Source organism: Cellulosimicrobium sp. GQ32 (assembly GCF_059758455.1).
The window spans coordinates 204,531-230,190 of sequence record NZ_JCAXEP010000003.1 but is presented as its reverse complement, the minus strand read 5'-3'; the positions used below and the strand labels follow the sequence as shown (position 1 = coordinate 230,190).

Here is a 25,660-nt window from a genome sequence, read left to right as displayed (position 1 = left end):
CGCGCGCCCGGGCCGCGCCGTCGGCGTCGGCCCACGAACGGACCCAGCCGCGCGCGACGCTCGACGGGGCGAGCTCCTGGAGGCGCGCCGCGATCCGCTCGGGCGTCGTGTCGCTGATCCACGCGCCCATGCCGGACTCCGAGCCGGCGAGGTACTTGAGCTTGCCCGGTGCGCGCAGCACGGAGAAGACCTGGAGGTGGAGCCGGGCGAGGGTGACGTCGTCCGTGCCGCCGTCCGCGACGGAGCGGCCCTCGCGCGCCGGGGCCTGGTGCCACGCGGCGATGTAGGGGAGCGGGATGGGGTCGCCGTCGGCCGTCTCGAAGAACCGGTCGAGGCGGCGCAGGAGCTCGAGGTAGGCCGTGGCGAGGTCGTCGCGCTCGGCGTCCGTGAGCGCGGGGAGGTCGGGGACGTCGCGTCGCGGCGCGAGGTGGACCTCGACGGGCCAGCGCGCCGCGAACGGCACGTACGCGACCCAGTGCTCGGTCTCGAGCACGACGCGGCGCCCGTCCGCCAGCTCGGAGTCGAGCACGTCGCGCAGCAGGTTGCGGCCCGTGCGGCGGTGGTGCTCGCGCGCCTCGTCGAGCAGCGCGCGCGTGCGCGGCGTGACGTAGGGGTAGCCGTAGATCTGTCCGTGCGGGTGGTGCAGCGTGACGCCGATCTCCTGACCGCGGTTCTCGAAGCAGAAGACCTGCTCCACGCCCGGCTCCGCCCCGAGGGCGGCGGTGCGGTCGGCCCACGCGTCGATGATCGTGCGGACACGCTGCGGCGAGAGCGCGCCGAACGACGTGCGGTGGTCGCTCGAGAAGCACACGACCTCGCACCGGCCCGCGGCCGGTGCGTGGAGCTGGAGCGGCGCGTCCTCGACGACGGCGTCGGGAACGCCGGGTACCCGTTGGAGCGACGGGAAGCGGTTCTCGAACACGACCACGTCGTAGTCGGTGTCGGGGACCTCGCCGTCCGAGTAGGCGGCGCCAGGACGCGCGGGGCACAGCGGGCACGAGTCCGCCGCCGGGAGGAACGTGCGGTTCATCCGGTGCGCGGCGAGCGGGACCCAGTCACCCGTGAGCGGGTCGCGGCGCATCTCCGGCCCGACGTACGGGTGCGGCGTCCCGTCGGGGCCGGGCACCGGGGCGAACCGGTCGGGCAGCGGGCGCGGGTCGTCGAGCCGACGTGAGCGCTCACCCGAGACGTACGCGGGCGAGTCGTCGAAGTAGACGAGCTCGCGGCCGTCGGCGAGGCGGGTCGAGGTGCGGCGCAGGTGCGGGTTCATGCGTGCGGTGTTCCGATCGCGGTGCGGTGGGAGGCGACGGCTGCGGTCCGCCGTCAGGCGACGACGAGCTGCTCGACGAGGTCCTGGACCCGGGCGCGCTCGTCCTCCGCGAGCCCGGCGTCGGTGACGAGGACGTCCACGTCCGCGAACGTCGCGAAGACGCGCAGACCGGTCGTGTGCCACTTCGTGTGGTCGGCGAGGACGACGGTGCGGCCCGCGGACTCGATGAGCGCGCGGTTGGTCGCGGCCTCGTCCAGGTTCGGGGTCGTGAGCCCGATCTCCGGGTCCACGCCGTGCGCGCCGACGAACGCGAGGTCGACGCGCAGGCCCGCGAGCGCGGCCTCCGCGAGCGGCCCGACGAGCGCGTCGGACGGGGTGCGGCTGCCGCCGGTGAGGATCGTCTCCAGGCGCGGGTCGTTCGCGCGGTGCAGGACCTCGGCGACCGGGAGGGAGTTCGTGACGACCGTCAGCGGGCGCAGCGCGGGGTCCGCGGCGATGCGGGCGGCGAGCAGGTGGGTCGTCGTCCCGGCGCTCAGCGCGACCGACGCGTTCGCGGTGATGAGGCGGGCGGCGGCCGTCGCGATGGCCTCCTTCTCCGCGGCCTCGCGCGAGCTCTTGGCGGCGAAGCCCGGCTCGTGCGCGGTCGTGTGCGGCGCGACGGCGCCCCCGTGGACCTTGCGGACGAGGCCCTGGTCGGCGAGCTCGACGAGGTCGCGCCGGATCGTCATGTCCGAGACGCCGAGCTCCCGGGTCAGGTCCCCGATGCGGACCGCACCGTGGTCCCGGATCTCCGCGAGGATGCGCTCCTGGCGCTGTGAGGCGAGCATGCGAACAGTATTGTCCACATCGCCGAGAAATCCAACATGATCGAACATGACCGAACATCGACGGTGGTGACCGGCCCGGCGGGTGCCGGACCGACCACCAGGGTCAGTAGCGGATCGCGTCGATGACCTTGACCCGGACGGCGACGAGCGCCGGGAGGAGGCCGGCGAGGGCTCCGATCCCGACGGCGGCGAGCATGCCCGTCACCGCGGCGGAGAACGGGAAGCCGGGGGCGTCCTGGACCGCAGAGCCCATGAGCGCGTCGAGCGGGACGTTGTGCAGGGCGACGACCGCGACGGTCACGCCCAGCACGCCCGCGACGGTCGTCGCCACGACGCTCTCCATCATCACGGAGAAGAAGACGCGTCCCGAGCTCGCGCCGAAGCTCCTGCGGATCCCGATCTCGCGGATGCGGTACCGCACGGTGACGAGCGCGATGTTGACGAGCCCGAGCCCGCCGAGCAGGAGCGCGATCACGCTGACGCCGAGCACGACCCAGCGGATCGCGCCGTCGACGACGGCGTAGCTCGCGGAGTCCGACCGGTAGACGTCGGCCTGGGTACCGCTGAGCGCCCCGGCGACGTCGCGCTGGATCGCCTCGACGAGCCCGTCGGCGAGGTCGTCGGGGACCCACAGCTCCAGTCGTGGAGGGCCGGTCATCTCCAGCGACTCGGGCGTGACCCAGGCCGACTGGGCGTCCACGAGGACGTAGGCCTGCGGCTCGGCCTGCGGCCAGTCGTCCGGGAACGCCCCGACGACGGTCGCGACCACCGGGTTGTCGCCCCCGATCGTCACGGTCGGGTGCTCGGCCACGCTCACGCCGCCGAGCGCGTCGAGGAACGCCTGGTTGACGACGAGCGCGGGGGCGAGGCGGTCGGCGTCGGCGTCGGTGAACCAGCGGCCCGACGTCACCTCGAAGCGGTGCATCGTGGCCCAGTCGGCCTCGACGCCGGTCGTGTAGACCTCGCGCGTGCCGTCGGGGAAGCGGACGGGAGCGGGCGCGTCGCGCAGCATCGACGAGTAGCCGATCGCGTAGCGCTCGACGACCTCGTCGAACACGCGCTCGTACTCCTCGGGTGCGGGCATGACGCTCCCGCCCTCGCCCGTCGGCCAGGCCGACACCTGGAGCGTCGCCGCGCGCCCGTTCCACCGGTCGTTCTGCTCGGCGGAGACCTGGCGCAGCATCTCGCCGGCCGCGGAGATCGCGGTGATCGCGCAGACCGCGACGGCGACGCCGACGAGCGCGAGCAGGACGCGCACCTTGTGGACGCGGAGCTCGTCCCACGCCTCGAGGACGGCGCCGACGATCCCGGTCATGCGGCGTCCCCCGCCCGCGGGGAGGCACCCTGCGAGGCGACCAGCGGGCGGGCGACGTGCTCCGCCTGGTCGTCGCCGGCCTCGAGACCGTGCGGCGCGGTGTCGTCGTGCGGCGCCGGACCGTAGGGCCCGACGCCACCTGCGCCCGGGCTCGCGCCGTCCCCGCTCGTCGCCTCGAGCGCGGCGAGCGACCCCGCGCTGCGCGCGCTGATGGCGATCGGTGCCAGCACGCCGTCGGCGAGCCGGAACTGCCGGGCCGCGCGCGACGCGACGGCGAGGTCGTGCGTGATGGCGATGAGCGCCGACCCGTTCTCGCGCGCGATCGTGTCGAGCAGGTCCATGACCTCGCTGCCGGTGTCGACGTCGAGCGCGCCCGTGGGCTCGTCGGCGAGGATCACGCGGGGCACGCGCACGAGTGCGCGCGCGATGGCGACGCGCTGCTGCTCCCCGCCCGAGAGCTTCTCCGGCCGCGTATCGAGGCGGTCGCCGAGGCCGACCCGTTCCAGCATCTGCGCGGCGAGCGTCCGGCGCTGCCAGAACTGCCGTCCGCGCGCGTACAGCAGCGGCGCGACGACGTTCTCGAGCGCCGTGCGGCCCTGGAGGAGGTTGAACTGCTGGAACACGAACCCGAAGTCCGTGCCGCGGCGCCGCGCCCGGGCGCGGCCGGAGAGCCGGCCGATGGGGACGCCGTCGAGCAGGTACTCCCCGCCCGTCGGGGTGTCGAGGAGGCCGAGGATGTTGAGGAGGGTGGACTTGCCGGTGCCCGACCGCCCGACGATCGAGACGTGCTCTCCGGCGGCGACCGTGAGGTCGATGCCGCGCAGGATCTCGAGCTCCCGATCGTCCGGGAGGAGAACCGAGCGAGCGACCCCGTTGAGCTCCAGGAGGCTCATCAGTAGCCGGCCTCTCCGCTGTCGTCCGTGCCCACCATGCCGTCCATGACCGGCACGACGTCCTGGCCCGGCACGAACTCGAGGACCTCGTCGCCCTCGGCGAGCCCCTCGGTGACCTGGACGACGCTGCCGTCCGTGAGGCCGAGCGTGACGGCGCGCTCCTCGGGCTCGCCGTCCGCGCCGACGACCCACACCTTGCCCTGCTCGACCCGGCCCAGGACCGCGGTCACGGGGACGACGAGGGCGCCCTCGACCGAGCCTGCGGTGATCTCGAGCTCGGCCGCGAGGCCGGCGAAGACGGTGACCTCACCCGGCACCGCGCACGTGACGCTCGCGGACGAGGCTCCGGCAGGGTCGGGCGCGCCCTCCTCGGGCGTCCCGGTGGGAGCAGCGGCCGTGCCCATGCGCAGGTTGGTGCAGGTGAACGGGGCCGGCCCGCCGGTCACCGTGACGGTCGCCTCGGTCGGGATCTGGAGCAGGCGGAACTGCTGCTCGGCGACCATGCTGCCCGTGACGGAGAGCGTCCCGGGGGAGATCGACGCGAAGTCCTCCCCGACCGCCACCTCCTGGTCCTGGAGAGCCGTGAACGTCGCGATCGTGCCCGCGGTGGTGGCTTCCACCGTCTCCCTCGTCACCTTCGGCCGGCGCTCCGTGACCGTGACCTCGCCAGTCTCCGGGTCGGTCTCGGTCAGGGGCTCGCGGGGCTCCTCGAGGGTGACCTCGAGGAGGGGCGCTCCCGCCTCGACGACGTCGCCCGGCGTGGCGTGCACCGCCGTGACGACGCCGCGCTGCGTGACCTTCTGCGGCGCCGCCGGGTCGGCGACGATCTGCCCGGTCAGGGTCACGGTGTTCGTGACGTCGCCCGTGGTCACGGCCACGCGGGGCTCGACGAGCTCCGCGGAGGGGACCGCCGGGTCGGCGGGCGGCTCGGGAGCGGAGCGGAAGGCGATCACGGCGAGCGCGGTGGCGATGACCCCCCAGATGACGATGCGGAGGGCGGGGAAGACGATCCGGCGGGTGATACCCACGTGCGGGCTCCTGGGACGACGGTGGCGGACGGCGAGCGGGCGGGCGCTGCGCGGCGGGCGGGACGCCCGGCCCCGAGGCTAGGGGGACGGGCGTGCGGGCGTCGTCATCCCTGGGGAGGAGTTCTACCGTGATCTCTCCACCGAGCAGTCACCGTCCGGTAACGGGTGGAGGCGCCCCGGCGCGAGGGCCGGGCGCGTTCGAGGCGCACGAGGGCAGGGCGGAGCAGCAACGACGCCACAGCTCGATCCCCCTCACCGGCCCGACGGCCGTCCCCCTGACGAGACGCGGGCGAGACTATACCGTGGCACGAGGAAAAGACAGGGGCGTCGCCAGGAGCCCCGCAGGAGCCCGGTGGCGGCCTCCGCGCCGACGGCCCGCGGGCCAGGTCCACCGGGCTCGGTCAGACCACCGTGACGCCGAGCGAGCGGCCCGCGAGACCGCGCGGCCGACGCGCGAGGCCGAGCGCGACGTCGTGCAGCGCCAGTGCCGCGGGGGAGCCGGGGTCGGCGAGCACCACCGGGGTGCCGCCGTCGCCGGCCTCGCGCAGCGACACGTCGAGCGGGACCTGGCCGAGGAGCGGGACGGTGGTGCCCGTGGCGCGCGACAGGTTCGCGGCGACGCGCTCGCCGCCGCCGGACCCGAACACCTCCAGCCGCGACCCGTCCGGCTGCTCGAGCCACGACATGTTCTCGACGACGCCGACCACGCCCTGCTGCGTCTGCGTGGCGACCGACCCCGCGCGCTCCGCGACCTCGGCGGCCGCGACCTGCGGCGTCGTGACCACGACGATCTCGCTGCCAGGGAGGAGCTGCGCCACGGAGATCGCGATGTCGCCCGTCCCCGGCGGCAGGTCGAGCAGCAGCACGTCGAGGTCGCCCCAGAAGACGTCCGCGAGGAACTGCTGGAGGGCGCGGTGCAGCATCGGGCCTCGCCACACGACCGGCTGCCCGGGCGGGACGAACATGCCGATCGAGACGACCTTCACGCCGTGCGCGATCGGGGGCAGGAGCATGTTGTCGACCCGCGTGGGCTGCCGGTCGACCCCGAGCATGCGCGGGATGGAGAACCCGTAGATGTCCGCGTCGACGACGCCGACCTCGAGACCCTGGGCTGCGAGCGCGACGGCGAGGTTCGCCGTGACGGACGACTTGCCCACCCCGCCCTTGCCCGACGCGATCGCGTAGACCTTCGTCAGCGACTCCGGCTTCGCGAACGGGATCTCGGGCTCGCCCACGCCGCCGCGCAGCATCGTGCGCAGCTCTGCGCGCTGCTCCGCGCTCATGACGCCCAGGTCCACCCGCACGTCCGCGACGCCGTCGACCGCGCGGACGGCGGCGTCGACGTCGCGCGTGAGGGTGTCGCGCATGGGGCACGTCGCGACCGTGAGGTCGACGCCCACCGTCACGACCGCGCCGGGCGCACCGGGCTCGACCGCGACCGAGCGGATCATGCCGAGGTCCGTGACGGGACGGCGGATCTCCGGGTCGAGGACCGCGGTGAGGGCCTGCCGGACGGCGTGCTCGAGCTGGTCTGCGGCGGGGTCGGGCATGGACCCATCGTAGGCGTGCATGCGGCACCGTCCGCCGGGCCCTAGGTCCCGGGGCGGACGTGAGCCGCATCGCAGGCCGTGGTGCGTCGAACGGGTCTACCGTGCACGGATGGACGTCCTGGCCTCCCTCGCGCGGGACAGCGAGCTGTTCGGCGACGCCGTGCGGAGCGCGCCCCCGGACGCGCGCGTCCCGTCGTGCCCCGACTGGACGGGGGCCGACCTGCTCTACCACCTCGCGGAGGTGCAGGACTTCTGGGCGCGCGTCGTCGGGCCGGGGCCCGGGCAGGGCCGCGACGGCGACGACGTCGACCCGCTCGCCCGCCCGTCGTCGGACGCCGAGCTGCCCGCGCTGCTCCAGCGCTCGACGAGCCGCCTCGTCGCCGCGCTCACCGGCCGCGACCCCGAGGAGCCCTGCTGGTCGTGGCACGAGGAGGGCCGGCACGTCGGCTGGGTCCTGCGCCGACAGGCGCACGAGGCGCTGATCCACCGCGCGGACGCGGAGCTCACGGCCGGACGGGACGTGACGCCCGCCGACCCGGACGTCGCGGCGGACGGCGTCGACGAGGTGCTGTCGGTCATGGTCGACGGCGTCCCCGGCTGGGGCGTGTTCACGCCCGACGGCGCGACCGTGTCGGTCGTCGTGGACGGGTTCGGGGAGCGACCCCGGAGCTGGGAGCTCGCGTTCGGGCGCTTCACGGGGACGGGCCCGGAGTCGGGCACCCGGTACGACCTCGACGTCGCACAGCTCGTCGACCTGCCCGGCTCGACCACGACCCAGGTCGCCGGTCCCGCGTGGGCGCTCGACCTGTGGCTGTGGGGCCGGGGCCCGGCCGACGGCCTGGCAGTCGACGGTGACCCGGCGCTCGCCGAGCGCCTGCGCCGCGTGGCGGCCGAGGGGACGCAGTAGCGGCTCTCGAGATCGACCCGAGCGGCCGAGATCGGCCCTCGGGAGGCCGGTCTGGAGACGGGCGGGTCGATCCCGTGTCAGCGGTCGACGGTCTCGTCGTCGGCCGGGCGGGCCGACTTCTCCTCCAGCTCCTCCAGCAGGTTGCGGATCTCCGAGCGGACGAAGTCGCGCGTGGCCACCTCGCTCAGCGCGATGCGCAGGGCCGCCATCTCGCGCGCGAGGTACTCGGTGTCGGCGAGGTTGCGCTCCGCGCGCTGGCGGTCCTGCTCGGCGGTGACGCGGTCGCGGTCGTCCTGGCGGTTCTGCGCGAGCAGGATGAGCGGCGCGGCGTACGACGCCTGGAGCGAGAGCATGAGCGTGAGCGCGGTGAACCCGAACTCCGCGGAGTCGAACCGCAGGCCCTCCGGCCCCCACGAGTTCCAGATGATCCACACCGCGCAGAACACGGTCAGGTAGACGAGGAACCGGGGCGTGCCGAGGAACCGGGCGATGCCCTCGGTCGCGCGGCCGACCGCGTCCTGGTCGACCTTGACCCGCGGGATGAGGGAGCGCCGCGCGCTCTTCGGCGTGTCGAGGCGGTCAGCCACGGGTCACCCCCGTCGCGCCGCCGCGACCGGCGGGGCGGGCCGGCAACGACCCGGGCGCGAGCGCGGCGCGCGCCTGGTCCGTGTCCACGTCGTCGTCGGTCTCGCGCCAGTCGTCCGGGAGCATGTGGTCGAGCACGTCGTCGACGCTGATCGCGCCGAGCAGGCGCTTCTCCGCGTCGAGCACGGGCACGCACAGGAGGTCGTACGTCGCGAGGATGCGCGTGACGCGGCCCAGCGGGGCGTCGGGCGCGACGCCCTCGACGTCGGAGTCGAGCACCGAGCCGACGGCGGCGTGCGGGGGCTCGCGCAGCAGCCGCTGGAAGTGCGCGACGCCGAGGAACCGGCCTGTCGGCGTCTCGAGCGGGGGGCGCGCGACGAACACCATCGACGCGAGCGCGGGGGCGAGGTCCTTGCGCCGGATCTGCGCGAGCGCCGTGGCGATCGTCGTCTCCGGGCCGAGCACGACCGGCTCGGAGGTCATGAGACCGCCTGCGGTGTCCTCCGCGTAGGCGAGCAGGCGGCGCACGTCGCGCGCCTCCTCCGGCTCCATGAGCTCGAGGAGCTGGGCCGCCTGCGCCTCGGGGAGCTCGTGCAGCAGGTCCGCCGCGTCGTCGGGCTGCATGGCCTCGAGGACGTCCGCGGCGCGGTCGGTGTCGAGGCCGGAGAGGATCGCGACCTGGTCGTCCTCGGGCAGCTCCTCCAGGACGTCGGCGAGCCGCTCGTTGTCGAGCGCGCCCGCGACCTCGAGCCGGCGCGTGTCGCCCAGGTCGTGGATGACGTCCGCGAGGTCGGCAGGCTTGAGGTCGTCGTAGGCGGCGAGCAGCATCGCGGCGCCCTGGGCCTCGGTGCCGCCCGCGAGACCCGTGACCGCGTCGACGTCCACGACGATCGCGTCGCCCCGCCGACGCAGCCCGAGCGTGCCCTTGTGCTGGGACCGGCGCCGCACGTACAGCTTGGTGACGAGCCAGTCCCCGGTGCGCTGCCGCTCGATGGCGAGGTCCTCGATCGTCGCCGAGCCCGAGCCGTCGACGAGCTCGACCGTGCGCTCCAGCAGCTCGCTCACCGCGAGCGTCTCCATCGCGCGCTGCTCGAACCGCCGCATGTTCACCAGGCCCGTGGAGATCACCTGCCCGGCGTCGATGCTCGTCACACGCGTGAGCGGGAGGAAGACCCGCCGCCGCCCCGGCACCTCGACGACGAGCCCCACGGCGCGGGGCGCGCCCTTGGGCCGGATGAGCACGACGACGTCCCGCACCCGTCCGACCTGGTCGCCGATGGGGTCGAACACGCTGGTCCCGGCCAGGCGCGCGACGAAGACGGTGGTGGCTGCGCTCACGCGGCCAGCCTACGCACGCGCCCGGGTCGCCGCGCGTTCCTCCGGTGGGTGGCGCCCCCGGGCGGCCCCGAGCCGCCGGCGCGCACGAGCGCGGGCCTCGCGCCGGCAGCACGAGTAGGACAGACTGGGCGAATGAGCATGTCACGCCCGGGTGCCGTCCCCCGTGTCCCCACCCCGCCCCGTGGTGAGGAGATCGCGTCGTACGCGACCTACCTCGAGGCGCAGAAGGCGGTCGACTTCCTCTCGGACAACAAGTTCGCGGTCGAGCTCGTGACGATCGTCGGCACCGACCTCAAGATGGTCGAGCGCGTGACGGGCCGGCTCACCTACGGGCGCGTCGCGATCGCCGGCGCGGCGTCGGGCGCGTGGTTCGGCCTCTTCGTCGGCCTGCTGCTCTTCATGTTCTCCGGGCAGGGGGGCTTCGTCCTCACGGCCATCGGGATCGGCGCCGGGTTCGGGCTGCTCTTCTCGGTGCTGTCGTACGCGCTCACGCAGGGCAAGCGCGACTTCACGTCGCAGAGCCAGATCGTCGCGTCGTCGTACGGGATCCTCTGCGCGCCCGAGCGTGCGGGCGATGCGCGCCAGCTCCTGTCGCGGATGCCGGAGGGCGCGGGCGGGGTCCGCGCGCCGGCCGCCCCCGCGAACCCGACGTGGGGCACGCCCGGAGCGACCCCGCCTCCCGCGCCGTCCGCGCCGGCACCCGAGCCGCCGACGGGCGCCGCGCCCACGCCCCCGGTCGCGCCGCCGGCCCGGACCCCCGACCCTCGCTGGACCACGCCGACCGGGGAGCCGCGCTACGGCGCCATGCGCCCGGCGTCGGACCAGCCTGCCGACGCGCAGCCCGACGCCCAGCCCGCACCCGGACCGCAGCAGCCCGACCAGCCCGAACGCCCCGCCTGACGGACGGCGCCGCCCGCAGGCTCAGCCGCGCAGGCGCGCCATCCAGGCCTCGACGTCCTCGGGGCGGCGGGGGAGCGCGGCCGAGAGGTTCTCGTTGCCGTCGGCGGTCACGAGCACGTCGTCCTCGATGCGGACGCCGATGCCTCGGTACTCCTCCGGGACGGCCAGGTCGTCCGCCTTGAAGTACAGCCCCGGCTCGATCGTGAAGACCATCCCGGGCTCCAGGATGCCGTCGAGGTAGAGCTCGCGGCGCGCCTGGGCGCAGTCGTGCACGTCCAGGCCGAGGTGGTGGCTCGTCCCGTGCACCATCCAGCGGCGGTGCTGCTGTCCCTCGGGCGAGAGCGACTCGGCCGCGCTCACGGGGAGCAGCCCCCACTCCTCGAGGCGGGCGGCGATGACCTCCATCGCGGCGGCGTGCACGTCGCGGAAGCGCGCGCCCGGCACGGCGACGGCGAACGCGGCGTCCGCGGCGTCGAGCACCGCCTGGTACACGCGCCGCTGGACCTCGGTGTACTCGCCGTCCACGGGCAACGTGCGCGTGACGTCCGCGGTGTAGAGCGAGTCGACCTCGACGCCCGCGTCGAGCAGCACGAGCTCGCCCGTGCGCACGACGCCGTCGTTGCGGATCCAGTGCAGCGTCGTGGCGTGCTCGCCCGCCGCGGCGATCGTCTCGTAGCCGACCGTGTTGCCCTCGAGGCGCGCGTGCGCGTCGAACGTCGTCTCGATGACGCGCTCGCCGCGCCAGTGCTCGACGGCGCGCGGGAGGTTCCGCACGACCTCCTCGAAGCCCGCGATCGTCGCGGCGACGGCCTCGCGCATCTGCTCGACCTCGTGCGCGTCCTTGACGAGCCGCAGCTCGGAGACGGCCTCGACGAGCGCGGCGTCCGTGCGCCGGTAGGCGGCCTGCGCGCGCGCGAGCCACTCGGCCTCGGTGAGCTGCTCGTCCTGGGCGGCCCCGGCCGCCTCGGCGTCGTCCAGCCCGGCCTCGGCGCGGATCGCCTCGACGAGCGCCTCGACGGCCTCGTCGGCGCCCGCGACGACGAGCAGCGTCACCCCGCCCGGGCCGACGTCCTTCGCGAGCGCGTCGCGCAGCTCGTCCACGTGACGAGCCTCGACGCCGGTGGCGGTCGTGACGTCGTCGAGCGACGGGCGTGCGCCCACCCAGAACTCGCCGTAGCGCGAGTCCGCGTAGAACTCCTCGGTGTCGCGCGCGGCGAGCGGGCGCACGTAGAGCACGGCGTGATGGTCGGAACCGCCGTCGCCGGTGCCCGGCTCCACGGGGTGCAGCACGAGCACCGCGTCGGGCTCCTGGTCCGTGCCGTAGCCCGTGAGGTGCGCGAACGCCGAGTGCGGGCGGAACCGGTAGTCGGTGTCGTTCGAGCGCGTCTTCAGCGGGCCGGCGGGCACCACGAGACGCGCGCCCGGGAACCGGGCGGACAACGCGGCGCGGCGGGCGACGGTGAACGGGGCCGCCGGGAGGGGCTCGACGGCGAGCTCCGTGCGCGGCGCCCAGCCGCTCGTGATGAAGGCCTTGAACGCGTCGGAGTCGGGGCGCTGCGAGCGGTTGCTCCCGCGCGCGGCCAGGTCCTGGCCGTCGCCGGCGTTCTCGGGGGCCTGGTCGGGCGTCTCGGAGGTGGGCTCGGGCGTGACGGGGGTGGCGTCGGTCATGCCCCCAGTCTCGCACCGCGTACGCGGCCGAAGTCCGCGAGCGCGCGTCCGAGCACGCGGTTGAACGCCTCGGGGGCCTCGCTGTTGACGTCGTGACCCGCGCGCGGCACGACGACGAGCGCGGCGTCCGCGGCCGCGGCGAGGTAGCGCTGCTCGTCGAGCCGCATGTGGTCGCGGGCGCCGTTGACGAGCCAGACCGGCACGTCGACGTCGCGCACGTGGGCCAGCCACGAGCGGCCCGCGAGCTGGGTGAGGGCGTCGGTGACGACGTGCCAGCCGGGCGCGGCCGGGGTCGGGGCGCCCGCGTCGGCCGGGCCGGCGAGCGCGTGGGACGACGCCGCACCGCCCGGGAGCGAGCGCCCGCCCCGGACGATCGTGCCCCACGCGGCCGCGCTCGTGCGCGCGGCCCAGCGGGCGCCGCGCCCGACGGCGCCCCCGCCCGCGACGACGAGGCGCGCGACGTCGCGGTAGAGCGCGACGGGCTTGCCCTTGGGGTCGGACGTGCAGGCCGCGGCGACGACGCCCGCGAGGTGGGTCGGGCGGCGGGCCGCCCAGGCGAGCGACGTGTAGCCGCCGAGCGAGAGCCCGACCAGGACGATCCGGCGGTCCGGGCCGAACGAGGCGGCGGCCTCGTCGATCACCTCGAAGGACCGGTCGAGCGTGAAGCGCTCGTGCGCGCGGGCGCCGTGCGCGGGCAGGTCCACGGCGACGGCGTCGTGCCCCAGCGCGCTCACGTGCTCGACCTGGCGGTCCCAGATCGCGCCGGACGTGCGCATGCCGTGCACGAAGACGACGGCGGGCGGGTGCTCCGTGCCGTCGGCGGACGCGTCGGTACGGCGGCCGGGCGGGGTGCGGGGGGCGGTGGGGGCGGGGGCGTGCGTCGTGAGGGTCATCGCTCCCGACTGTGGCACCACAGCCTGGGACGGCCGTGGGGAGTGGCCGCGCCCCGTGTGCACATCCTGTGGGGGTCCCGTGCCGCCGACCCGGTGTCCCGTCACTATCCTGGGTCCCGTGCGCATCGACCTCCACACCCACTCGACCGCGTCGGACGGCACGGACGCGCCGGGGGAGGTCGTCGGGGCCGCGGCCGCGGCCGGGCTCGACGTCGTCGCGCTCACGGACCACGACACGACCGCCGGCTGGGCGCAGGCCACGGACGCCGCGCTGCGCCACGGCGTCGCCCTCGTGCGTGGCGCGGAGATCTCCGCCCGCTCGGGCGGCATCAGCGTGCACCTGCTCTCCTACCTGCACGACCCGGCGCACGCGGCGCTCCTCGCGGAGCTCGACCGCACGCGCGACGCCCGCACCAGCCGGGCCCGGCGGATGGTCGACCTCATCGCCGAGGACTACCCGATCACGTGGGATGATGTGCTCGCGCAGACCGTCGAGGGCACGACGATCGGGCGGCCGCACATCGCGGACGCGCTCGTCGCCGCAGGGCTCTCGCCCGACCGCTCGGCGGCGTTCGCGACGATCCTCGCCACCGACACCCCGTACTACGTGCCCCACTACGCGCCCGACGCCGTCGCGGCGGTGCGGGGGATCCGTGCCGCGGGGGGCGTCCCCGTCTTCGCCCACCCGGGCGCGGACGGTCGAGGGCGCGTCGTGTCCGACGCGGTGATCGAGGAGATGACCGCGGCGGGCCTCGCCGGGCTCGAGGTGTTCCACCGCGACCACGACGAGCGTCAGCGCGCACGGCTCGAGGACCTGGCCCGCACCCTGGGCCTGTTCGTCACCGGGTCGAGCGACTACCACGGGGCCGGCAAACCGAACCGGCTCGGGGAGAACACGACAGCACGGACCGTGCTGGAGCAGATCGAGGAGCTGGGACAGTTGGACGTGATCCGATGATCGGACGATGAACGAGCTCTTCGACGTCCGGCTCTTCACGGAGGTCTTCGTCACCCTGTTCGTCATCATGGACCCGCCCGGCACGGTGCCGGTGTTCCTGGGCCTGACGAGCGCGATGGGTGCCAAGCAGCGCAACCAGGCGGCGCGCACCGCCATCCTCGTCGCCTTCGGCGTGATCGTGGCGTTCGCGGCGTTCGGCCAGCAGATCCTCAGCTACATGCACATCTCGCTGCCCGCGCTCCAGACCGCTGGCGGTCTGCTGCTGCTCCTCGTCGCGATGGAGCTCCTCACGGGCAAGATGGAGGAGCCGCAGCCGTCGGGCAACAAGGGCGTCAACGTCGCGCTCGTGCCGCTCGGGACCCCCCTGCTCGCGGGCCCCGGTGCCATCGTCGCGACCATGGTCTTCGTCCAGCGCGCGGGGGAGCGCGGGGGCGGCGTCGCGGAGTGGGTCGCCATCGTCGCGGGGGTCGTCGCGGTGCACGTGTGCCTCTGGCTCTCCATGCGCTTCGCGAACGTCATCAACCGCGTGCTCGGCGACTCCGGGACCATCCTCGTCACGCGCATCGCCGGGCTCCTGCTCGCCGCCATCGCGGTCCAGCTCGTGGCCGACGCCGTCACGCAGTTCGTCCAGGCGGCCTGACGCCCGCTGCGCCGCGGGTCGTGCCGGGGCGCGGCTCCTGACGCGGCGCCCCGGAGCGCTGCGCAAGGCCTCGCGGAGGCCGGCGGGGGAGCGCTAGGGTCGGCAGCGGTGCGGACGACGGCCGTCCGCGCGACGAGTTCGGCAGGGGTCCTCATGAACGCTGGCACGCCCTCGACGCGCCGCACGCTCGGCGTGCTCACCGTGGTCGGGGTGAGCGGGGTCGTGGTGCTCTCCGGCTGCACGTCCGCCCCCGGCGGGGCGCCGACCGCGCAGGAGCTCGGGCTCGTCCCCCTCCCGGCGTCGGTCGAGGTCTCGGACGCCGCGCCCTTCGTGCTCGACGACGCGACCCGGGTCGTCGTCGACGCGGCGGCGGGCAGCGTCGTCGGGCAGGAGGGCGCGGTCCGCGTGGGTGAGATGCTGGCCGAGGAGCTGCGGACGCCCACGGCGCTCGACCTCCCGGTCGAGCCGGTCGTCCGGGCCACCGGAGACGAGCCTGCCGACGAGGCGTCGTCCGTGGTGCTCCGGCTCGAGCCGGGCGGCGGGTCCTGGGACCCCCACGGCCTGCTCGACGACCCCGCGGCCGAGGCGTACACCCTGGAGACCGGGGAGGACGGCGTCGTGCTCGCCAGCACGACGCCCGCGGGCCTGTACCGCGGCACGCGCACGCTGCTCCAGCTCCTGCCCCCCGAGGTCGAGGCGTCCGCGCCCGTCGACGGCGTCGCGTGGGAGGTGCCGGCGGTCGAGATCGCGGACGAGCCGCGCTACGCGTACCGCGGCGCGATGCTCGACGTCGCGCGGCGCTTCGCCCCGGTCGAGGACGTCCAGCGGTTCGTCGACCACCTCGCGGACTACCGCCTCAACGTGCTGCACCTGCACCTGTCCGACGACCAGGGCTGGCGGCTCACGGTCGACGGCCTGCCGGGGCTCACCGAGGTGGGCGGCCGGACGCAGGAGGGCTGGCCGCCGGGGACCGGCGGTCCGTGGTTCTACACGCCCGAGGAGTACGCGGAGATCGTCGCGTACGCGGCCGATCGGTACGTGACCGTCGTCCCCGAGATCGACGGGCCGGGGCACACGCTCGCCGCGCAGTCCGTCCTGGGGTCGCTGCGCTGCGACGGGACGACCGGGGAGCCGTACTGGGGGCCGGAGGTGAACAACCCCATGATCTGCTCGAGCGACGAGAACTTGTCGGCGGTCCAGGAGTACCTCGACACCGTCCTCGCCGCCGTGGTCGCGCAGAACCCCGGTCCGTACGTGCACCTGGGCGGGGACGAGGCCCCCAGCCCCGCGGAGGGCTGGTACGAGAACTACACCGCGGCGGCGAACGAGATCGTCGCGGGGCACGGGCGCACGGTCGTGGGCTGGCACCAGTGGGCACAGGGCACGACCCTGCCGGAAGGCAGCCTGATCCAGTACTGGGGCGTGGGCGAGCGCAACCGGGGCCTCATCGGGACCGAGCGGGAGACCGCGGACGTCCAGGAGGTGCGCGCGGCGCTCGCCGCGGGCGCCGACCTGGTCATGTCTCCCGCGGACCGCACGTACCTGGACATGAAGTACGACGACCTCACCCCGTACGGGCTCGAGTGGGCCGCACGGATCGACCTCGAGCGCGCGTACTCGTGGGACCCCGAGACCGAGCTCACGTCGACCCTCGACCCGGAGCGGAAGGTCGACGTCGCGGGACGCGTCGCCGGGGTCGAGGCCCCGCTGTGGTCGGACCGCTCCTACCCGGACAGCCTCACACACCTGCCGACGAGCACCGACGAGTTCGTCGACGTCGATGTCTACGTGGACTCCATGACCTTCCCTCGCCTGCCCGCGCTCGCCGAGGTGGCGTGGACCGCCCAGGCCGATCGCGACTACGAGGACTTCGAGGCGCGGATCGTGCGGCAGGCCCCCCGCTGGGACGCCGCCGGCATCGGGTGGAACCGCGTGCACGACGTGCGCTGGGACGACTGAGGCGGACGACCGGCGTCCGGGGGCCGCGGTCCCCGGACGCCGGTCCGTCATGGTCGGTTCGTCGCGGCTGGTTCGTCGCGTCCGGTCGTCACGGCCAGTAGGCGTCGAAGTTCCGGGAGAACTCCCAGCCGTTGTAGCGGTCCCAGTTGATCGACCACGTCATGAGGCCGCGCAGCCCGGGCCAACGCCCGTGGGTCTGGTAGGACCCGCAGCCCGTGCCCTTCGTGAGGCAGTCCAGGGCCTGGTTGACCTGGGCGGGCGCGGTGTGGCCGTTGCCCGCGTGCGTGCTCGCCGGCAGGCCGATCGCGACCTGGTCCGGGCGCAGCGCGGGGAACGCCTTGGTCGTGTCGCGCGCGACCGGGAAGCCGGTGAGCAGCATGTCCGTCATGGCGATGTGGAAGTCCGCGCCGCCCATGGTGTGGTACTGGTCGTCGAGCCCCATGATCGGGCCCGAGTTGTAGTCCTGGACGTGCAGGAGCGTCAGGTCGTCGCGCAGCGCATGGATCACGGGCAGGTACGCGCCGCACCGCGGGTCCTGACCGCCCCACGGGCCGGAGCCGTAGAACTGGTAGCCGTTCTGGACGAAGAACGTCTCCGGCGCCATGGTGAGCACGAAGTCGTCGCCGTAGCGCGCCGCGAGCGTCTTGAGCGCGGAGATGAGGTTGACGATCACCGGCGTGGTCGGGTTGCGGAAGTCCGTGTCGCCCGTGTTCAGGTAGAGCGAGTGACCCTCGAAGTCGATGTCGACCCCGTCCAGCCCGTAGGTGTCGATGATCGAGCTCACCGACGTGACGAACGCGTCGCGCGCGGCCGTCGTAGTCAGCTGCACCTGACCGTTCTGCCCGCCGATCGACAGGAGCACCTTCTTGCCCTCCGCGCGCTTCGCGGCGACGGCGGCCTTGAACTCCGCGACCGGCTCGACGTTCGGGCACTCGGTCTGCGGGCACAGGCTGAACCGGATGTCCCCGGACGTGACGGACGTCGGCTCGCCGAACGCGAGGTTGATGACGTCCCACGAGTCCGGGACGTCCGCCATGCGGGTGTAGCCCGAGCCGTTGGCGAACGACGCGTGCAGGTAGCCCACGAGCGCGTGCGGCGGGAGGTCGCCCCCGGTGCCGCCGCCGTCGGCCGTCGTGACCGTGACGGCGGTGGAGCGGGCGGACTCGCCGGCGCTGCTGGTGGCGGTGACCTGGAAGGAGTAGGCGGTGGCGGCGGTCAGCCCGGTCACGGTCGCGGACGGGGTCGTGGTGGTCGCGACCTTCGTGCCGTCGCGGTAGACGGCGTAGCCGGTGGCTCCGGTCACGGCACCCCAGGTGAGGGGCACGCTGCTCGCGGTGGGGGTTCCGGCCGTGAGTCCGGTGGGGGTGGCGGGCGGCTGCGTCGTGCCGCCGCCCGGGCCGACGAGGCTGACGTCGTCGACGACGTAGGCCGGCTGGCCGTACCAGCCGTGCAGGTAGATCGTCGCCGAGGTGGCCGTCGCCGACGTGGTGAACGTCAGGCTGAGACGCTGCCAGGTCGAGGCCGAGGGCGTCCAGGTGGAGACGTCCTGCGCGGTCGCGCCGCTCGCCCCGAGGTACACGTACGCACCCTGGACCCATGCGCTGAGCGTGTACGTCGAGGAGGGTCGCACGGTCACGGGCTGCGCGCAGCGCGCGTTGTCCGCGCCCGCGGGGGCGGCCCGCAGCGCACCGCTGCCGGTGCGGACCGGGCTCGCGGTCGCCTGACCCGTCGAGCCCGAGCAGGTCCAGCCGGACAGCCCCGACTCGAACCCGCCGTTGACGGCGAGCTCGGTGTCCGCGGCGGTGGCGGTCCCGGTGAGCAGCGTCCCGACGAGCGTCGCCGAGGCGACGAGCGCGAGGAGCCTGCGCAGCCGTCGGCGTCGTGGGGTGGTGGGGTCCATGGCGGATCTCGCTTTCGTCGTCGAGGAGCGGTCCCGCGCAAGGTCCTCCTGGCGCCGCGCGCTGGTCAATCCCCGTACGAGAGACCCCGTACCGCCTGCCGTGATCGCTGCGACCAAACAGGGGATGTTAGGTTCTTTCGGTGAACCAGCCGATCGTCCCGCCCCGCAAGGTGTCCGAGCTCGTCGTCGAACGGCTCAGCGAGCGCATCGCTCGGGGGGAGTGGCCGGTGGGCTCCCGGATCCCGCCGGAGCCGGAGCTCGTGGCCGAGCTGGGCGTGGGCCGCAACACCGTGCGCGAGGCGGTGCGGGCCCTCGAGCACGCCGGCGTCCTCGAGCCCCGGCGCGGCGACGGCACCTACGTCCGCGCGGCCGACGGCCTCGACGCCGCCCTGGCCCGCCGCGCGCGGACCGCCGACGCCTTCCACGTGCTCGACGTGCGCGGCGTCCTCGAGCGGGGTGCGGCGCGGGCGGCGGCGGGGCGGCACGACGCGGGCGCGCTCGCCCGGCTCGACGCCGCGCTCGCGGCGCAGGTCGCGGCCCGCGACGCCGACGAGGACACGTTCCAGGCCGCCGACGTCGCGTTCCACGCCGAGGTCGTGCGCGCGGCCGGCAACCCGCTGCTCGCCGACCTCTACGACGGCCTCGACCACGCGCTCGTCCGGACCTTCCCGTCGGGGGAGCGGCGCCGCCACCACCGCGACGTCCCCGGTCACGAGGAGGTCGTGGCCGCGATCCGGGCCGGCGACGCCGACGCGGCCGAGGGCGCGGTGACCGCGACGATCGACGCCGTGCGCGCGCAGCTCGTGGAGGCTGCCGGGGACCGCCCCGGTCGTGCGGGAGCCGGGGAGGTCCCCGCGTGAGCGGGCTGCGCCGCCCGCTGGGGGTGGGGGCGGTCGTCGCGATCGTCCTCGCCTCGCTCAACCTGCGCCCCGCCGTCGTCTCGATCTCGCCCGTGCTCGGCGAGATCCGCGCCGACCTGGGGCTCAGCGCGACGGCGGCGGGCGTGCTCACGACGCTGCCCGTCCTGTGCTTCGGCCTCCTCGCGCCGCTCGCCCCCGTCCTTGCGCGGCGGTGGGGGCTGGAGCGTGCGCTCTTCGTGAGCCTCGTCGTGCTGTGCGTCGGCTTCGCGCTCCGGCTCGTCCCCGAGACCTGGGGGCTCTTCGCCGGGACCGTGGTCGCCGGGTGCGCGATCGGCCTCGGGAACGTCCTGCTGCCCGCACTCATCAAGCGCGACTTCGCCGACCGCATCGGCCTCATGACCGGGCTGTACTCGATGGCGCTGTCCGGCGGCGCCGCGCTCGCGGCCGGGCTGACGCTCCCGGTCGCGACCGCGGCCGGTCTCGACTGGCGCGGCGCGCTCGCGACGTGGGGCCTGCTCGCCGTCCTCGGCGTGCTCGTGTGGGTGCCGCGCGCGCTGCGGCCCGACCCGGCCGGCGCGACGGCGTTCGGCCCCGGCGCCGGAGCCGGGGTCGCCCGCTCCGCGGTGTGGCGCAGCCCGCTCGCCTGGGCGGTCACCGTCGTCATGGGCATGCAGTCGCTGTCCTTCTACGCCGTCAACGCCTGGCTCCCGGAGATCATGGTCGCGCTCGGCAGGACGCCGGAGGCGGGCGGCTGGCTCCTCGCGCTGTGCAACCTCGCGGGCATCCTCGGGTCGTTCGTGACCCCGGTCCTCGCCGGCCGCATGCGCCGCCAGCGGGGCATCGGCATCGTGCTCGTCGTGCTCGTCGGGTCCGGGCTGCTCGGGCTCGCGCTCGCCCCCGGCGCCGCGGCGCTCTGGGTCGTGCTCGTGGGCCTCGGCCAGGGCGGCGGCATCAGCCTCGCGCTCACCCTCATGGCCCTGCGGGCCCGCGACGCCGCCCACACGTCCGAGCTCTCCGGCATGGCGCAGAGCGCCGGGTACCTGCTCGCCGCGACCGGACCGCTCGGCCTCGGGCTCGCGCACGACGCCACCGGCGCGTGGACGCTGCCGCTCTTCCTCCTCGTCGCCGCGGCCGCCGTCCAGGGCGTCGCCGTGTGGTTCGCGGGTCGGGACGCGCACGTGCACTGACCGGGCCCCGGACGCGACGAACCCCGGGTCTCTCCCGCGGCGTGGTGACCGTGAGGAGGGACCCGGGGTTCGTCGTCGGGCTGCGGAACGCTCCGGGCTACTCCGCGGGCTGGGCCGTCGCGTCGGCGCCGCCCTGCTGCTCGACGGGGCGGCCGCCGCGCGTGCGGCGACGGTTCCGGGACCGACGACGGCGCTCGCCTCCCTCGGACGGCGCGTCGCCGGACGGCGTGCCCGCGGTGGCGTCGGTCTGCTCGCCCTCGGGACGGCTGCCCGAGCGCTCGCCCTCGGCGCGACGCCCGCCCGAACGGCCCTGGCCGCCGGACCGGCCCCGCTCGCCCTCGGAGCGGCCACGGCCGCCGTCGGCCCGGCCGCCCTGGCGCCCGCGCGACCCGCCCGCGGGCGTGTGCCGCTTGCCGGTCTCGCCGAGGTCCTCGATCTCCTCCGCGTCGAGCCCGGCGAGCGTCCGCCGGTCCTTGGGGAGGCGGCCCTTGGTGCCCTCGGGGATGTGCAGGTCCGTGTACAGGTGCGGGGAGCTCGAGTACGTCTCGACCGGCTCGGGGATGCCGAGGTCGAGGGCCTTGTCGATGAGCGACCAGCGGGGGATGTCGTCCCAGTCGACGAACGTCACCGCGGTGCCCTTGTTGCCCGCGCGGCCGGTGCGGCCGGTGCGGTGCAGGTACGTCTTCTCGTCCTCGGGGCACTGGTAGTTCACGACGTGCGTGACGTCCTCGACGTCGATGCCGCGCGCGGCGACGTCGGTCGCGACGAGCACGTCGATCTTGCCGTTGCGGAACGCGCGCAGCGCCTGCTCGCGCGCGCCCTGGCCCAGGTCGCCGTGGATCGAGCCGGCCGCGAAGCCGCGGTCGACGAGCTCGTCCGCGACCTTCGCCGCGGTCCGCTTGGTCCGCGCGAACACGATCGTGCGCCCGCGGCCCTCGGCCTGGAGGATGCGCGCGAGCATCTCGACCTTGTCGAGCGCGTGCGCGCGGTAGACGACCTGCTCGATGTTCTTGACCGTCTGGCCGCCGTCGTCCGGGTCGTTCGCGCGGATGTGCGTCGGCTGCTTCATGTAGCGGCGCGCCATCGAGACGACGGCGCCCGGCATGGTCGCCGAGAAGAGCATCGTGTGCCGCTGCGCGGGCGTGCGCGCCAGGATCTTCTCGACGTCCGGCAGGAACCCGAGGTCGAGCATCTCGTCCGCCTCGTCGAGGACCACGGTCGCGGCGCGCGTGAGGTTGAGGTGACCCTGGTTCATGAGGTCGATCATGCGGCCGGGGGTGCCGACGACGACCTCGACACCGCGCGTCAGCGCCTCGACCTGCGGCTCGTAGGCGCGGCCGCCGTAGAGCTGGACGATGCGCACCGAGCGGCGCTTCGAGGCCGTGGTGAGGTCGTTCGCGACCTGGACGGCGAGCTCGCGCGTCGGGACGACGACGAGCGCCTGCGGCTTGCCGGGGGAGGGCAGCTCGTCGAAGCCGGGCTCGCCCGGGGCGACGACGCGGTGCAGCAGCGGCACGCCGAACCCGAGGGTCTTGCCCGTGCCGGTCTTGGCCTGGCCGATGATGTCGTGCCCCGACATGGCGACCGGCAGGGTCATCGCCTGGATGGGGAAGGGCTGGACGATCCCCGCGTCGGAGAGCGCGTCGACGATCTCCTGGCGCACGCCGAAGTCGGCGAAGGTGGTGTTGTCCGCGTGGACGCTCGCCGCGACGGTCGTCGCGTCGGCGCTCACGTCAGGGGTCGCGTCGGTGCTGGTCGCGTCTGTGGTGGTCACTGGTGCCTCTGTCTCGTTCGGGCACGCGCGACCGTCCGCGGGCCCTGTCGTGGGCCCGGCACCGGGAAGGGCTCCCGGTCGCGGTCGTACGCGCCTCGTGGCCGGCAGCCGATCGTGAATGTCGTGGCAGGCCCGCGCTGCGGACCGTGCCGTGCCGTCGTCGTTCGCGTGACGAGCGTGAGGTCTGGACGACCGGGCAACCGATGTACGCCCGCCATGATATCGGAGAACTATCCTGGCCCGATGAGCGACGCCGAGCACGCGAGCCCCCTGACCTTGCCCACGGCGGACCACGCGGACGCGGTCGAGCTGCTCGGCCTCGTCGCCTACACCGAGCTCGCGAGCTTCGGCCGCCTCGCGGGCGACGCCGCGCACGCGCCCACGCTCCGCCAGCGGCAGGCCCTCTCGCGGCTCGCGGCGGCCATGCTCGACCGGCAGGAGCGCGTCCTCGTCCGCGTGGACGAGCTGGGCGGGGACCCCGCCGACTGCATGACCGCCTTCGACGGCCTGTTCGACGACTTCGACGCGCGCACCCGTCCCAGCACGTGGTGGGAGGGGATCCTCAAGGGGTACGTGGGCCAGGGCGTCGCCGACGACTTCTGCCTGCTCGCCGCACAGGGCCTCGACGAGCGCTCGCGCGACGTCGTCGTGGAGGCGCTCACGCAGGACACGCCGTCGCAGCGCTACGCCCCGGTCATCGCGGACGCCGCCGCCGCGGACCCGGTGCTCGCGTCCCGGCTCGCGCTGTGGGGTCGGCGCCTCGTCGGCGAGGCGCTGGGCGTCGTCGGCGTCGTCCTCGCCCAGCGGCCCGCGCTCGCACGCCTCGTCGCCGCGGGGACCGACGGGACGGCCGAGGTCGGGGCGACCGGTCCGGCGCCCGCGACCCAGTCGTGGGTCTTCTCGCGCCTCACGGCGGAGCACTCCCGGCGCATGGACCGCCTGGGTCTGGCGGCATGACGAAGCCGCCGCCGCGCCCGGGGCGCGACGGCGGTAGGTGACCGTCAGGTCGTGGCGGTCAGAGCGAGCCGAAACCGACCTTGCGCTGCTCCTCCGTGCCGATCTCGACGTAGCCGAGCGACGCCGTCGGGATGATCACGCGGCGACCGCGCGAGTCGGTCAGCTCGAGGGCGGGGGCGCCGCCGAGCGCGTCCGCGACCGCGGTCGCCACGGCCTCGGCGGACAGGTCCGTGTCGACGACGAGCTCACGGGCCAGGTTCTGCACACCGATCGTGACTTCCACTCACATCTCCTCACAGCGGCTGCGCAGGCGCAGCGACGACGGGCCTCGGTCCGCCTGTGGGCGTCCCACCGGCGACAACGCGTCCGATAGTAGTCAGATTCCCGCGGTCGAGCCGTCGAGCGCCGCGTCCGGTCCGGGAGCGACGTCGGCGGACGGCGCCCCCGCGGCGCCCGTCGCTCCGGCCCGCGGACGGCGCAGCATCCCGTGCACGCCGCGCCAGACGAGGCGCGGGACGAGCCGGGTGACGTCGTCGGCCGACGCGGTCCCGTCCGGACGGACGGCCTCGGTCGCCGCCGCCCGACCCACGGCCGTGCAGGTCCGTGAGACGACGAGCGCCTCGTCGGCGTCGAGGTCGGTGATCCGGACGAGCACGTCGGCGAACGCCCCCGCGATGCGGGCGTCGGGGGCGAGCACGCGCGCCCGCACCACCGGGTCGCGCATGACGTCGGACTCGAAGAGCAGCGCCGCGGACCTGCCGGCCGTGCGCGCGTAGGCGACGTACGCCCGGACGATGCCCTCGATGACGGCGAGACCGTCGACCGCGAGGGCGTCGAGGTCGCTCGCGGAGATCCCGGGGGCCGGCTCGCGGAACGGGTCGAGCGTGACGTGGACGGCGCGGACGAGGCGGTCGCCCTGGTCGTCGATGAGCGCGAGGTAGAGGTCGAGCTTCGAGGGGAAGTGCCGGTAGAGCACGGGCTTGCCGACCCCGGCGCGGTCCGCGATGTCGTCCATCGAGATGTGGTGGTAGCCGTGGGAGGCGAAGAGCTCCTCGGCGATCGTCAGGAGCTGCGTCCGCCGCTCGTCCCGGGGCATCCGGGTGCGCGCGGCGACGGGCGGCCCGGTCGTGCCGCGCCCGCGTCCCTCGCTGGCTCCGGTCATGGGGGGAGGATACGGAAACGGCGCCTCGTGTCGACCGGGCGTCGCGAGGAGTGGGACGATGGGCGGGTGCCCGACAGACATACCCCCCCGAACCGGCCGTCGACAGCGCGCGTGAAGCGCTCCTCGCGGGGCGTGCGGCACGGTGCGGCGGTCGCCGCCTGCCTCGTGGTCGGGTTCGGCGGCGGCGCCGCGACGGCGGAGGTGTGGGACGTCCCGCGCGTGACCGCGCCCGTCGCGGCGGACCGGGAGGACCCGCCTGCTCCGGCCCGCGACGAGGCCGACGCGGCGAGCCGGTCCGGCGCGGAGCGCGCGGGCGACGTGGTGCAGGGGCCGGAGCTCCGCGAGCGCGTCGCGCCGCGCCCGGACGTGGTCGTGCCGCTCGCGCCTGCGGACCCGCCGCCGCCGGCGGCCGAGGCGGAGCCGGTGCCCGAACCCACGCCGACGACGCCCGCGGCGCCTGTCGCGGAGCAGGGCTCCGGGCTCGTGGGCGAGGTCGTCGTCGCGCCCGACCTCGGGGGCACGCTCGACGTCGTCCCGGGCGAGGCCCCGGCCCCCGGGACCGGCACCGTGCGGTCCGTGCGGGTCGAGGTCGAGCAGGGCCTGCCCGTGGACGGCGAGGTCCTTGCGACGGCGGTGCTCGCCACCCTCAACGACCCGCGCGGGTGGTCCGGCCCCGACGGCGTGACGTTCTCCCGGACGGCTGCCGACGACGCGTCGATCCGCGTCGTGCTCGCGAGCCCCGCGACGACCGACCGGATGTGCGCCCCGCTCGCGACCGAGGGGAAGTACTCGTGCGGCAACTCCGTGTCCGGCGTCGCGGTGCTCAACTTCGAGCGCTGGGTGCTCGGCGCCCCCGACTTCGGTGACGACGTCGCGACGTACCGCCAGTACCTGGTGAACCACGAGGTGGGTCACGTGCTCGGGCACGGCCACGAGGACTGCCCGGCCCCGGGTGCCGTCGCGCCGGTGATGGTGCAGCAGTCGATCTCCGCCCAGGGGTGCCTGACCAACGGGTGGCCCGTGCCCTAGCGGCGTCCTCGCCGCGCCGTGGGGGATGCCGGCGCTGTGGGTGGCACGTGATGGGATCGG

At 74.9% G+C, this 25,660-nt stretch carries 22 protein-coding genes and 1 pseudogene; 9 read left to right on the top strand and 14 right to left on the bottom strand.

What is annotated here, in order from left to right; all coding sequences use genetic code 11:
- Positions 1-67: 67 nt before the first annotated feature.
- The 6 genes and pseudogenes from galT to AC6CH9_RS07140 all read right to left on the bottom strand — a co-directional run.
- Positions 68-1,270, bottom strand: a pseudogene (gene galT, locus AC6CH9_RS07165) (galactose-1-phosphate uridylyltransferase); the annotation flags it as partial.
- A 53-nt stretch (positions 1,271-1,323) separates the two neighbouring features.
- Positions 1,324-2,097, bottom strand: coding sequence for a DeoR/GlpR family DNA-binding transcription regulator (locus tag AC6CH9_RS07160; protein WP_498154298.1), 774 nt, complete (start codon positions 2,095-2,097; stop codon positions 1,324-1,326).
- Between the two features lie 103 nt (positions 2,098-2,200).
- The gene (locus tag AC6CH9_RS07155) at positions 2,201-3,412 is read right to left on the bottom strand and encodes an ABC transporter permease (protein WP_498154297.1); all 1,212 of its coding nucleotides are present in this window, start codon (positions 3,410-3,412) and stop codon (positions 2,201-2,203) included.
- Positions 3,409-4,305 carry an ABC transporter ATP-binding protein gene (locus AC6CH9_RS07150; RefSeq protein WP_498154296.1) on the bottom strand — a complete coding sequence of 299 codons (897 nt, stop codon included), beginning with the start codon at positions 4,303-4,305 and terminating at the stop codon, positions 3,409-3,411. Before AC6CH9_RS07150 ends, AC6CH9_RS07155 begins: the two co-directional genes overlap by 4 nt.
- The gene (locus tag AC6CH9_RS07145) at positions 4,305-5,333 is read right to left on the bottom strand and encodes an efflux RND transporter periplasmic adaptor subunit (protein WP_498154295.1); all 1,029 of its coding nucleotides are present in this window, start codon (positions 5,331-5,333) and stop codon (positions 4,305-4,307) included. The genes AC6CH9_RS07150 and AC6CH9_RS07145 overlap by 1 nt, the downstream gene beginning before the upstream one ends.
- Before the next feature lie 401 nt (positions 5,334-5,734).
- The gene (locus tag AC6CH9_RS07140) at positions 5,735-6,883 is read right to left on the bottom strand and encodes an Mrp/NBP35 family ATP-binding protein (RefSeq protein WP_498154294.1); all 1,149 of its coding nucleotides are present in this window, start codon (positions 6,881-6,883) and stop codon (positions 5,735-5,737) included.
- 109 nt (positions 6,884-6,992) lie between these two features.
- On the opposite strand from AC6CH9_RS07140, the gene AC6CH9_RS07135 reads away from it, so the two are divergent.
- On the top strand, positions 6,993-7,790 hold the full coding sequence (locus tag AC6CH9_RS07135) for a maleylpyruvate isomerase family mycothiol-dependent enzyme (RefSeq protein ID WP_498154293.1): 798 nt from the start codon (positions 6,993-6,995) through the stop codon (positions 7,788-7,790).
- A gap of 77 nt (positions 7,791-7,867) precedes the next feature.
- On the opposite strand, the gene AC6CH9_RS07130 is transcribed toward AC6CH9_RS07135, so the two are convergent.
- Together AC6CH9_RS07130 and AC6CH9_RS07125 are read right to left on the bottom strand one after the other, a co-directional pair.
- A complete protein-coding gene (locus AC6CH9_RS07130; protein WP_498154292.1) occupies positions 7,868-8,377 on the bottom strand; it encodes a DUF1003 domain-containing protein in 510 nt (169 codons plus the stop codon).
- Complete coding sequence (locus AC6CH9_RS07125) at positions 8,370-9,713, bottom strand: magnesium transporter MgtE N-terminal domain-containing protein (RefSeq protein WP_498154291.1); 1,344 nt, start codon at positions 9,711-9,713, stop codon at positions 8,370-8,372. Before AC6CH9_RS07125 ends, AC6CH9_RS07130 begins: the two co-directional genes overlap by 8 nt.
- A 132-nt stretch (positions 9,714-9,845) precedes the next feature.
- On the opposite strand from AC6CH9_RS07125, the gene AC6CH9_RS07120 reads away from it, so the two are divergent.
- The gene (locus AC6CH9_RS07120) at positions 9,846-10,613 is read left to right on the top strand and encodes a YflT domain-containing protein (protein ID WP_498154290.1); all 768 of its coding nucleotides are present in this window, start codon (positions 9,846-9,848) and stop codon (positions 10,611-10,613) included.
- 21 nt (positions 10,614-10,634) lie between these two features.
- On the opposite strand, the gene AC6CH9_RS07115 is transcribed toward AC6CH9_RS07120, so the two are convergent.
- Positions 10,635-12,281 carry an aminopeptidase P family protein gene (locus AC6CH9_RS07115; protein WP_498154289.1) on the bottom strand — a complete coding sequence of 549 codons (1,647 nt, stop codon included), beginning with the start codon at positions 12,279-12,281 and terminating at the stop codon, positions 10,635-10,637.
- The gene (locus AC6CH9_RS07110; RefSeq protein WP_498154288.1) at positions 12,278-13,174 is read right to left on the bottom strand and encodes an alpha/beta fold hydrolase; all 897 of its coding nucleotides are present in this window, start codon (positions 13,172-13,174) and stop codon (positions 12,278-12,280) included. The genes AC6CH9_RS07115 and AC6CH9_RS07110 overlap by 4 nt, the downstream gene beginning before the upstream one ends.
- Before the next feature lie 118 nt (positions 13,175-13,292).
- Between AC6CH9_RS07110 and AC6CH9_RS07105 the strand changes: the two genes are divergently transcribed.
- The 3 genes from AC6CH9_RS07105 (at position 13,293) to AC6CH9_RS07095 (ending at position 16,731) form a co-directional block, all read left to right on the top strand.
- Positions 13,293-14,132: a PHP domain-containing protein gene (locus AC6CH9_RS07105; RefSeq protein WP_047234783.1), complete on the top strand. Its 840-nt coding sequence runs from the start codon at positions 13,293-13,295 to the stop codon at positions 14,130-14,132.
- Between the two features lie 7 nt (positions 14,133-14,139).
- Positions 14,140-14,772 carry a MarC family protein gene (locus AC6CH9_RS07100; RefSeq protein WP_047234782.1) on the top strand — a complete coding sequence of 211 codons (633 nt, stop codon included), beginning with the start codon at positions 14,140-14,142 and terminating at the stop codon, positions 14,770-14,772.
- 153 nt (positions 14,773-14,925) lie between these two features.
- Positions 14,926-16,731 carry a beta-N-acetylhexosaminidase gene (locus AC6CH9_RS07095; RefSeq protein ID WP_498154287.1) on the top strand — a complete coding sequence of 602 codons (1,806 nt, stop codon included), beginning with the start codon at positions 14,926-14,928 and terminating at the stop codon, positions 16,729-16,731.
- Positions 16,732-16,819: 88 nt separating this feature from the next.
- On the opposite strand, the gene AC6CH9_RS07090 is transcribed toward AC6CH9_RS07095, so the two are convergent.
- Positions 16,820-18,631, bottom strand: coding sequence for a chitinase (locus tag AC6CH9_RS07090; RefSeq protein ID WP_498154286.1), 1,812 nt, complete (start codon positions 18,629-18,631; stop codon positions 16,820-16,822).
- Positions 18,632-18,771: 140 nt separating this feature from the next.
- Between AC6CH9_RS07090 and AC6CH9_RS07085 the strand changes: the two genes are divergently transcribed.
- Positions 18,772-19,491, top strand: coding sequence for a FadR/GntR family transcriptional regulator (locus tag AC6CH9_RS07085; protein ID WP_498154285.1), 720 nt, complete (start codon positions 18,772-18,774; stop codon positions 19,489-19,491).
- Positions 19,488-20,678: a CynX/NimT family MFS transporter gene (locus AC6CH9_RS07080; protein WP_498154284.1), complete on the top strand. Its 1,191-nt coding sequence runs from the start codon at positions 19,488-19,490 to the stop codon at positions 20,676-20,678. The genes AC6CH9_RS07085 and AC6CH9_RS07080 overlap by 4 nt, the downstream gene beginning before the upstream one ends.
- A gap of 97 nt (positions 20,679-20,775) precedes the next feature.
- On the opposite strand, the gene AC6CH9_RS07075 is transcribed toward AC6CH9_RS07080, so the two are convergent.
- Complete coding sequence (locus AC6CH9_RS07075) at positions 20,776-22,452, bottom strand: DEAD/DEAH box helicase (protein ID WP_498154283.1); 1,677 nt, start codon at positions 22,450-22,452, stop codon at positions 20,776-20,778.
- Between the two features lie 243 nt (positions 22,453-22,695).
- Between AC6CH9_RS07075 and AC6CH9_RS07070 the strand changes: the two genes are divergently transcribed.
- Positions 22,696-23,409 carry a ferritin-like fold-containing protein gene (locus tag AC6CH9_RS07070; RefSeq protein ID WP_498154282.1) on the top strand — a complete coding sequence of 238 codons (714 nt, stop codon included), beginning with the start codon at positions 22,696-22,698 and terminating at the stop codon, positions 23,407-23,409.
- Between the two features lie 58 nt (positions 23,410-23,467).
- Here the strand turns inward: AC6CH9_RS07070 and AC6CH9_RS07065 are convergent, their stop codons facing one another.
- Positions 23,468-23,692: a DUF3107 domain-containing protein gene (locus tag AC6CH9_RS07065; RefSeq protein ID WP_047234756.1), complete on the bottom strand. Its 225-nt coding sequence runs from the start codon at positions 23,690-23,692 to the stop codon at positions 23,468-23,470.
- A 93-nt stretch (positions 23,693-23,785) separates the two neighbouring features.
- The gene (locus tag AC6CH9_RS07060) at positions 23,786-24,571 is read right to left on the bottom strand and encodes a TetR/AcrR family transcriptional regulator (protein ID WP_498154281.1); all 786 of its coding nucleotides are present in this window, start codon (positions 24,569-24,571) and stop codon (positions 23,786-23,788) included.
- Between the two features lie 111 nt (positions 24,572-24,682).
- Here AC6CH9_RS07060 and AC6CH9_RS07055 point away from each other — a divergent pair, with 111 nt between their 5' ends.
- The gene (locus AC6CH9_RS07055) at positions 24,683-25,600 is read left to right on the top strand and encodes a DUF3152 domain-containing protein (protein ID WP_498154280.1); all 918 of its coding nucleotides are present in this window, start codon (positions 24,683-24,685) and stop codon (positions 25,598-25,600) included.
- The last annotated feature ends 60 nt before the right edge of the window (positions 25,601-25,660 follow it).

Excerpts from the sequence above, each read along its gene's own strand:
- AC6CH9_RS07160 (WP_498154298.1), bottom strand. The coding sequence starts at position 2,097 with ATGCTCGCCTCACAGCGCCAGGAGCGCATCCTCGCGGAGATCCGGGAC.
- AC6CH9_RS07155 (WP_498154297.1), bottom strand. The coding sequence starts at position 3,412 with ATGACCGGGATCGTCGGCGCCGTCCTCGAGGCGTGGGACGAGCTCCGC.
- AC6CH9_RS07150 (WP_498154296.1), bottom strand. The coding sequence starts at position 4,305 with ATGAGCCTCCTGGAGCTCAACGGGGTCGCTCGCTCGGTTCTCCTCCCG.
- AC6CH9_RS07140 (WP_498154294.1), bottom strand. The coding sequence starts at position 6,883 with ATGCCCGACCCCGCCGCAGACCAGCTCGAGCACGCCGTCCGGCAGGCC.
- AC6CH9_RS07135 (WP_498154293.1), top strand. The coding sequence starts at position 6,993 with ATGGACGTCCTGGCCTCCCTCGCGCGGGACAGCGAGCTGTTCGGCGAC.
- AC6CH9_RS07120 (WP_498154290.1), top strand. The coding sequence starts at position 9,846 with ATGAGCATGTCACGCCCGGGTGCCGTCCCCCGTGTCCCCACCCCGCCC.
- AC6CH9_RS07115 (WP_498154289.1), bottom strand. The coding sequence starts at position 12,281 with ATGACCGACGCCACCCCCGTCACGCCCGAGCCCACCTCCGAGACGCCC.
- AC6CH9_RS07110 (WP_498154288.1), bottom strand. The coding sequence starts at position 13,174 with ATGACCCTCACGACGCACGCCCCCGCCCCCACCGCCCCCCGCACCCCG.
- AC6CH9_RS07100 (WP_047234782.1), top strand. The coding sequence starts at position 14,140 with ATGAACGAGCTCTTCGACGTCCGGCTCTTCACGGAGGTCTTCGTCACC.
- AC6CH9_RS07095 (WP_498154287.1), top strand. The coding sequence starts at position 14,926 with ATGAACGCTGGCACGCCCTCGACGCGCCGCACGCTCGGCGTGCTCACC.
- AC6CH9_RS07090 (WP_498154286.1), bottom strand. The coding sequence starts at position 18,631 with ATGGACCCCACCACCCCACGACGCCGACGGCTGCGCAGGCTCCTCGCG.
- AC6CH9_RS07070 (WP_498154282.1), top strand. The coding sequence starts at position 22,696 with ATGAGCGACGCCGAGCACGCGAGCCCCCTGACCTTGCCCACGGCGGAC.
- AC6CH9_RS07060 (WP_498154281.1), bottom strand. The coding sequence starts at position 24,571 with ATGACCGGAGCCAGCGAGGGACGCGGGCGCGGCACGACCGGGCCGCCC.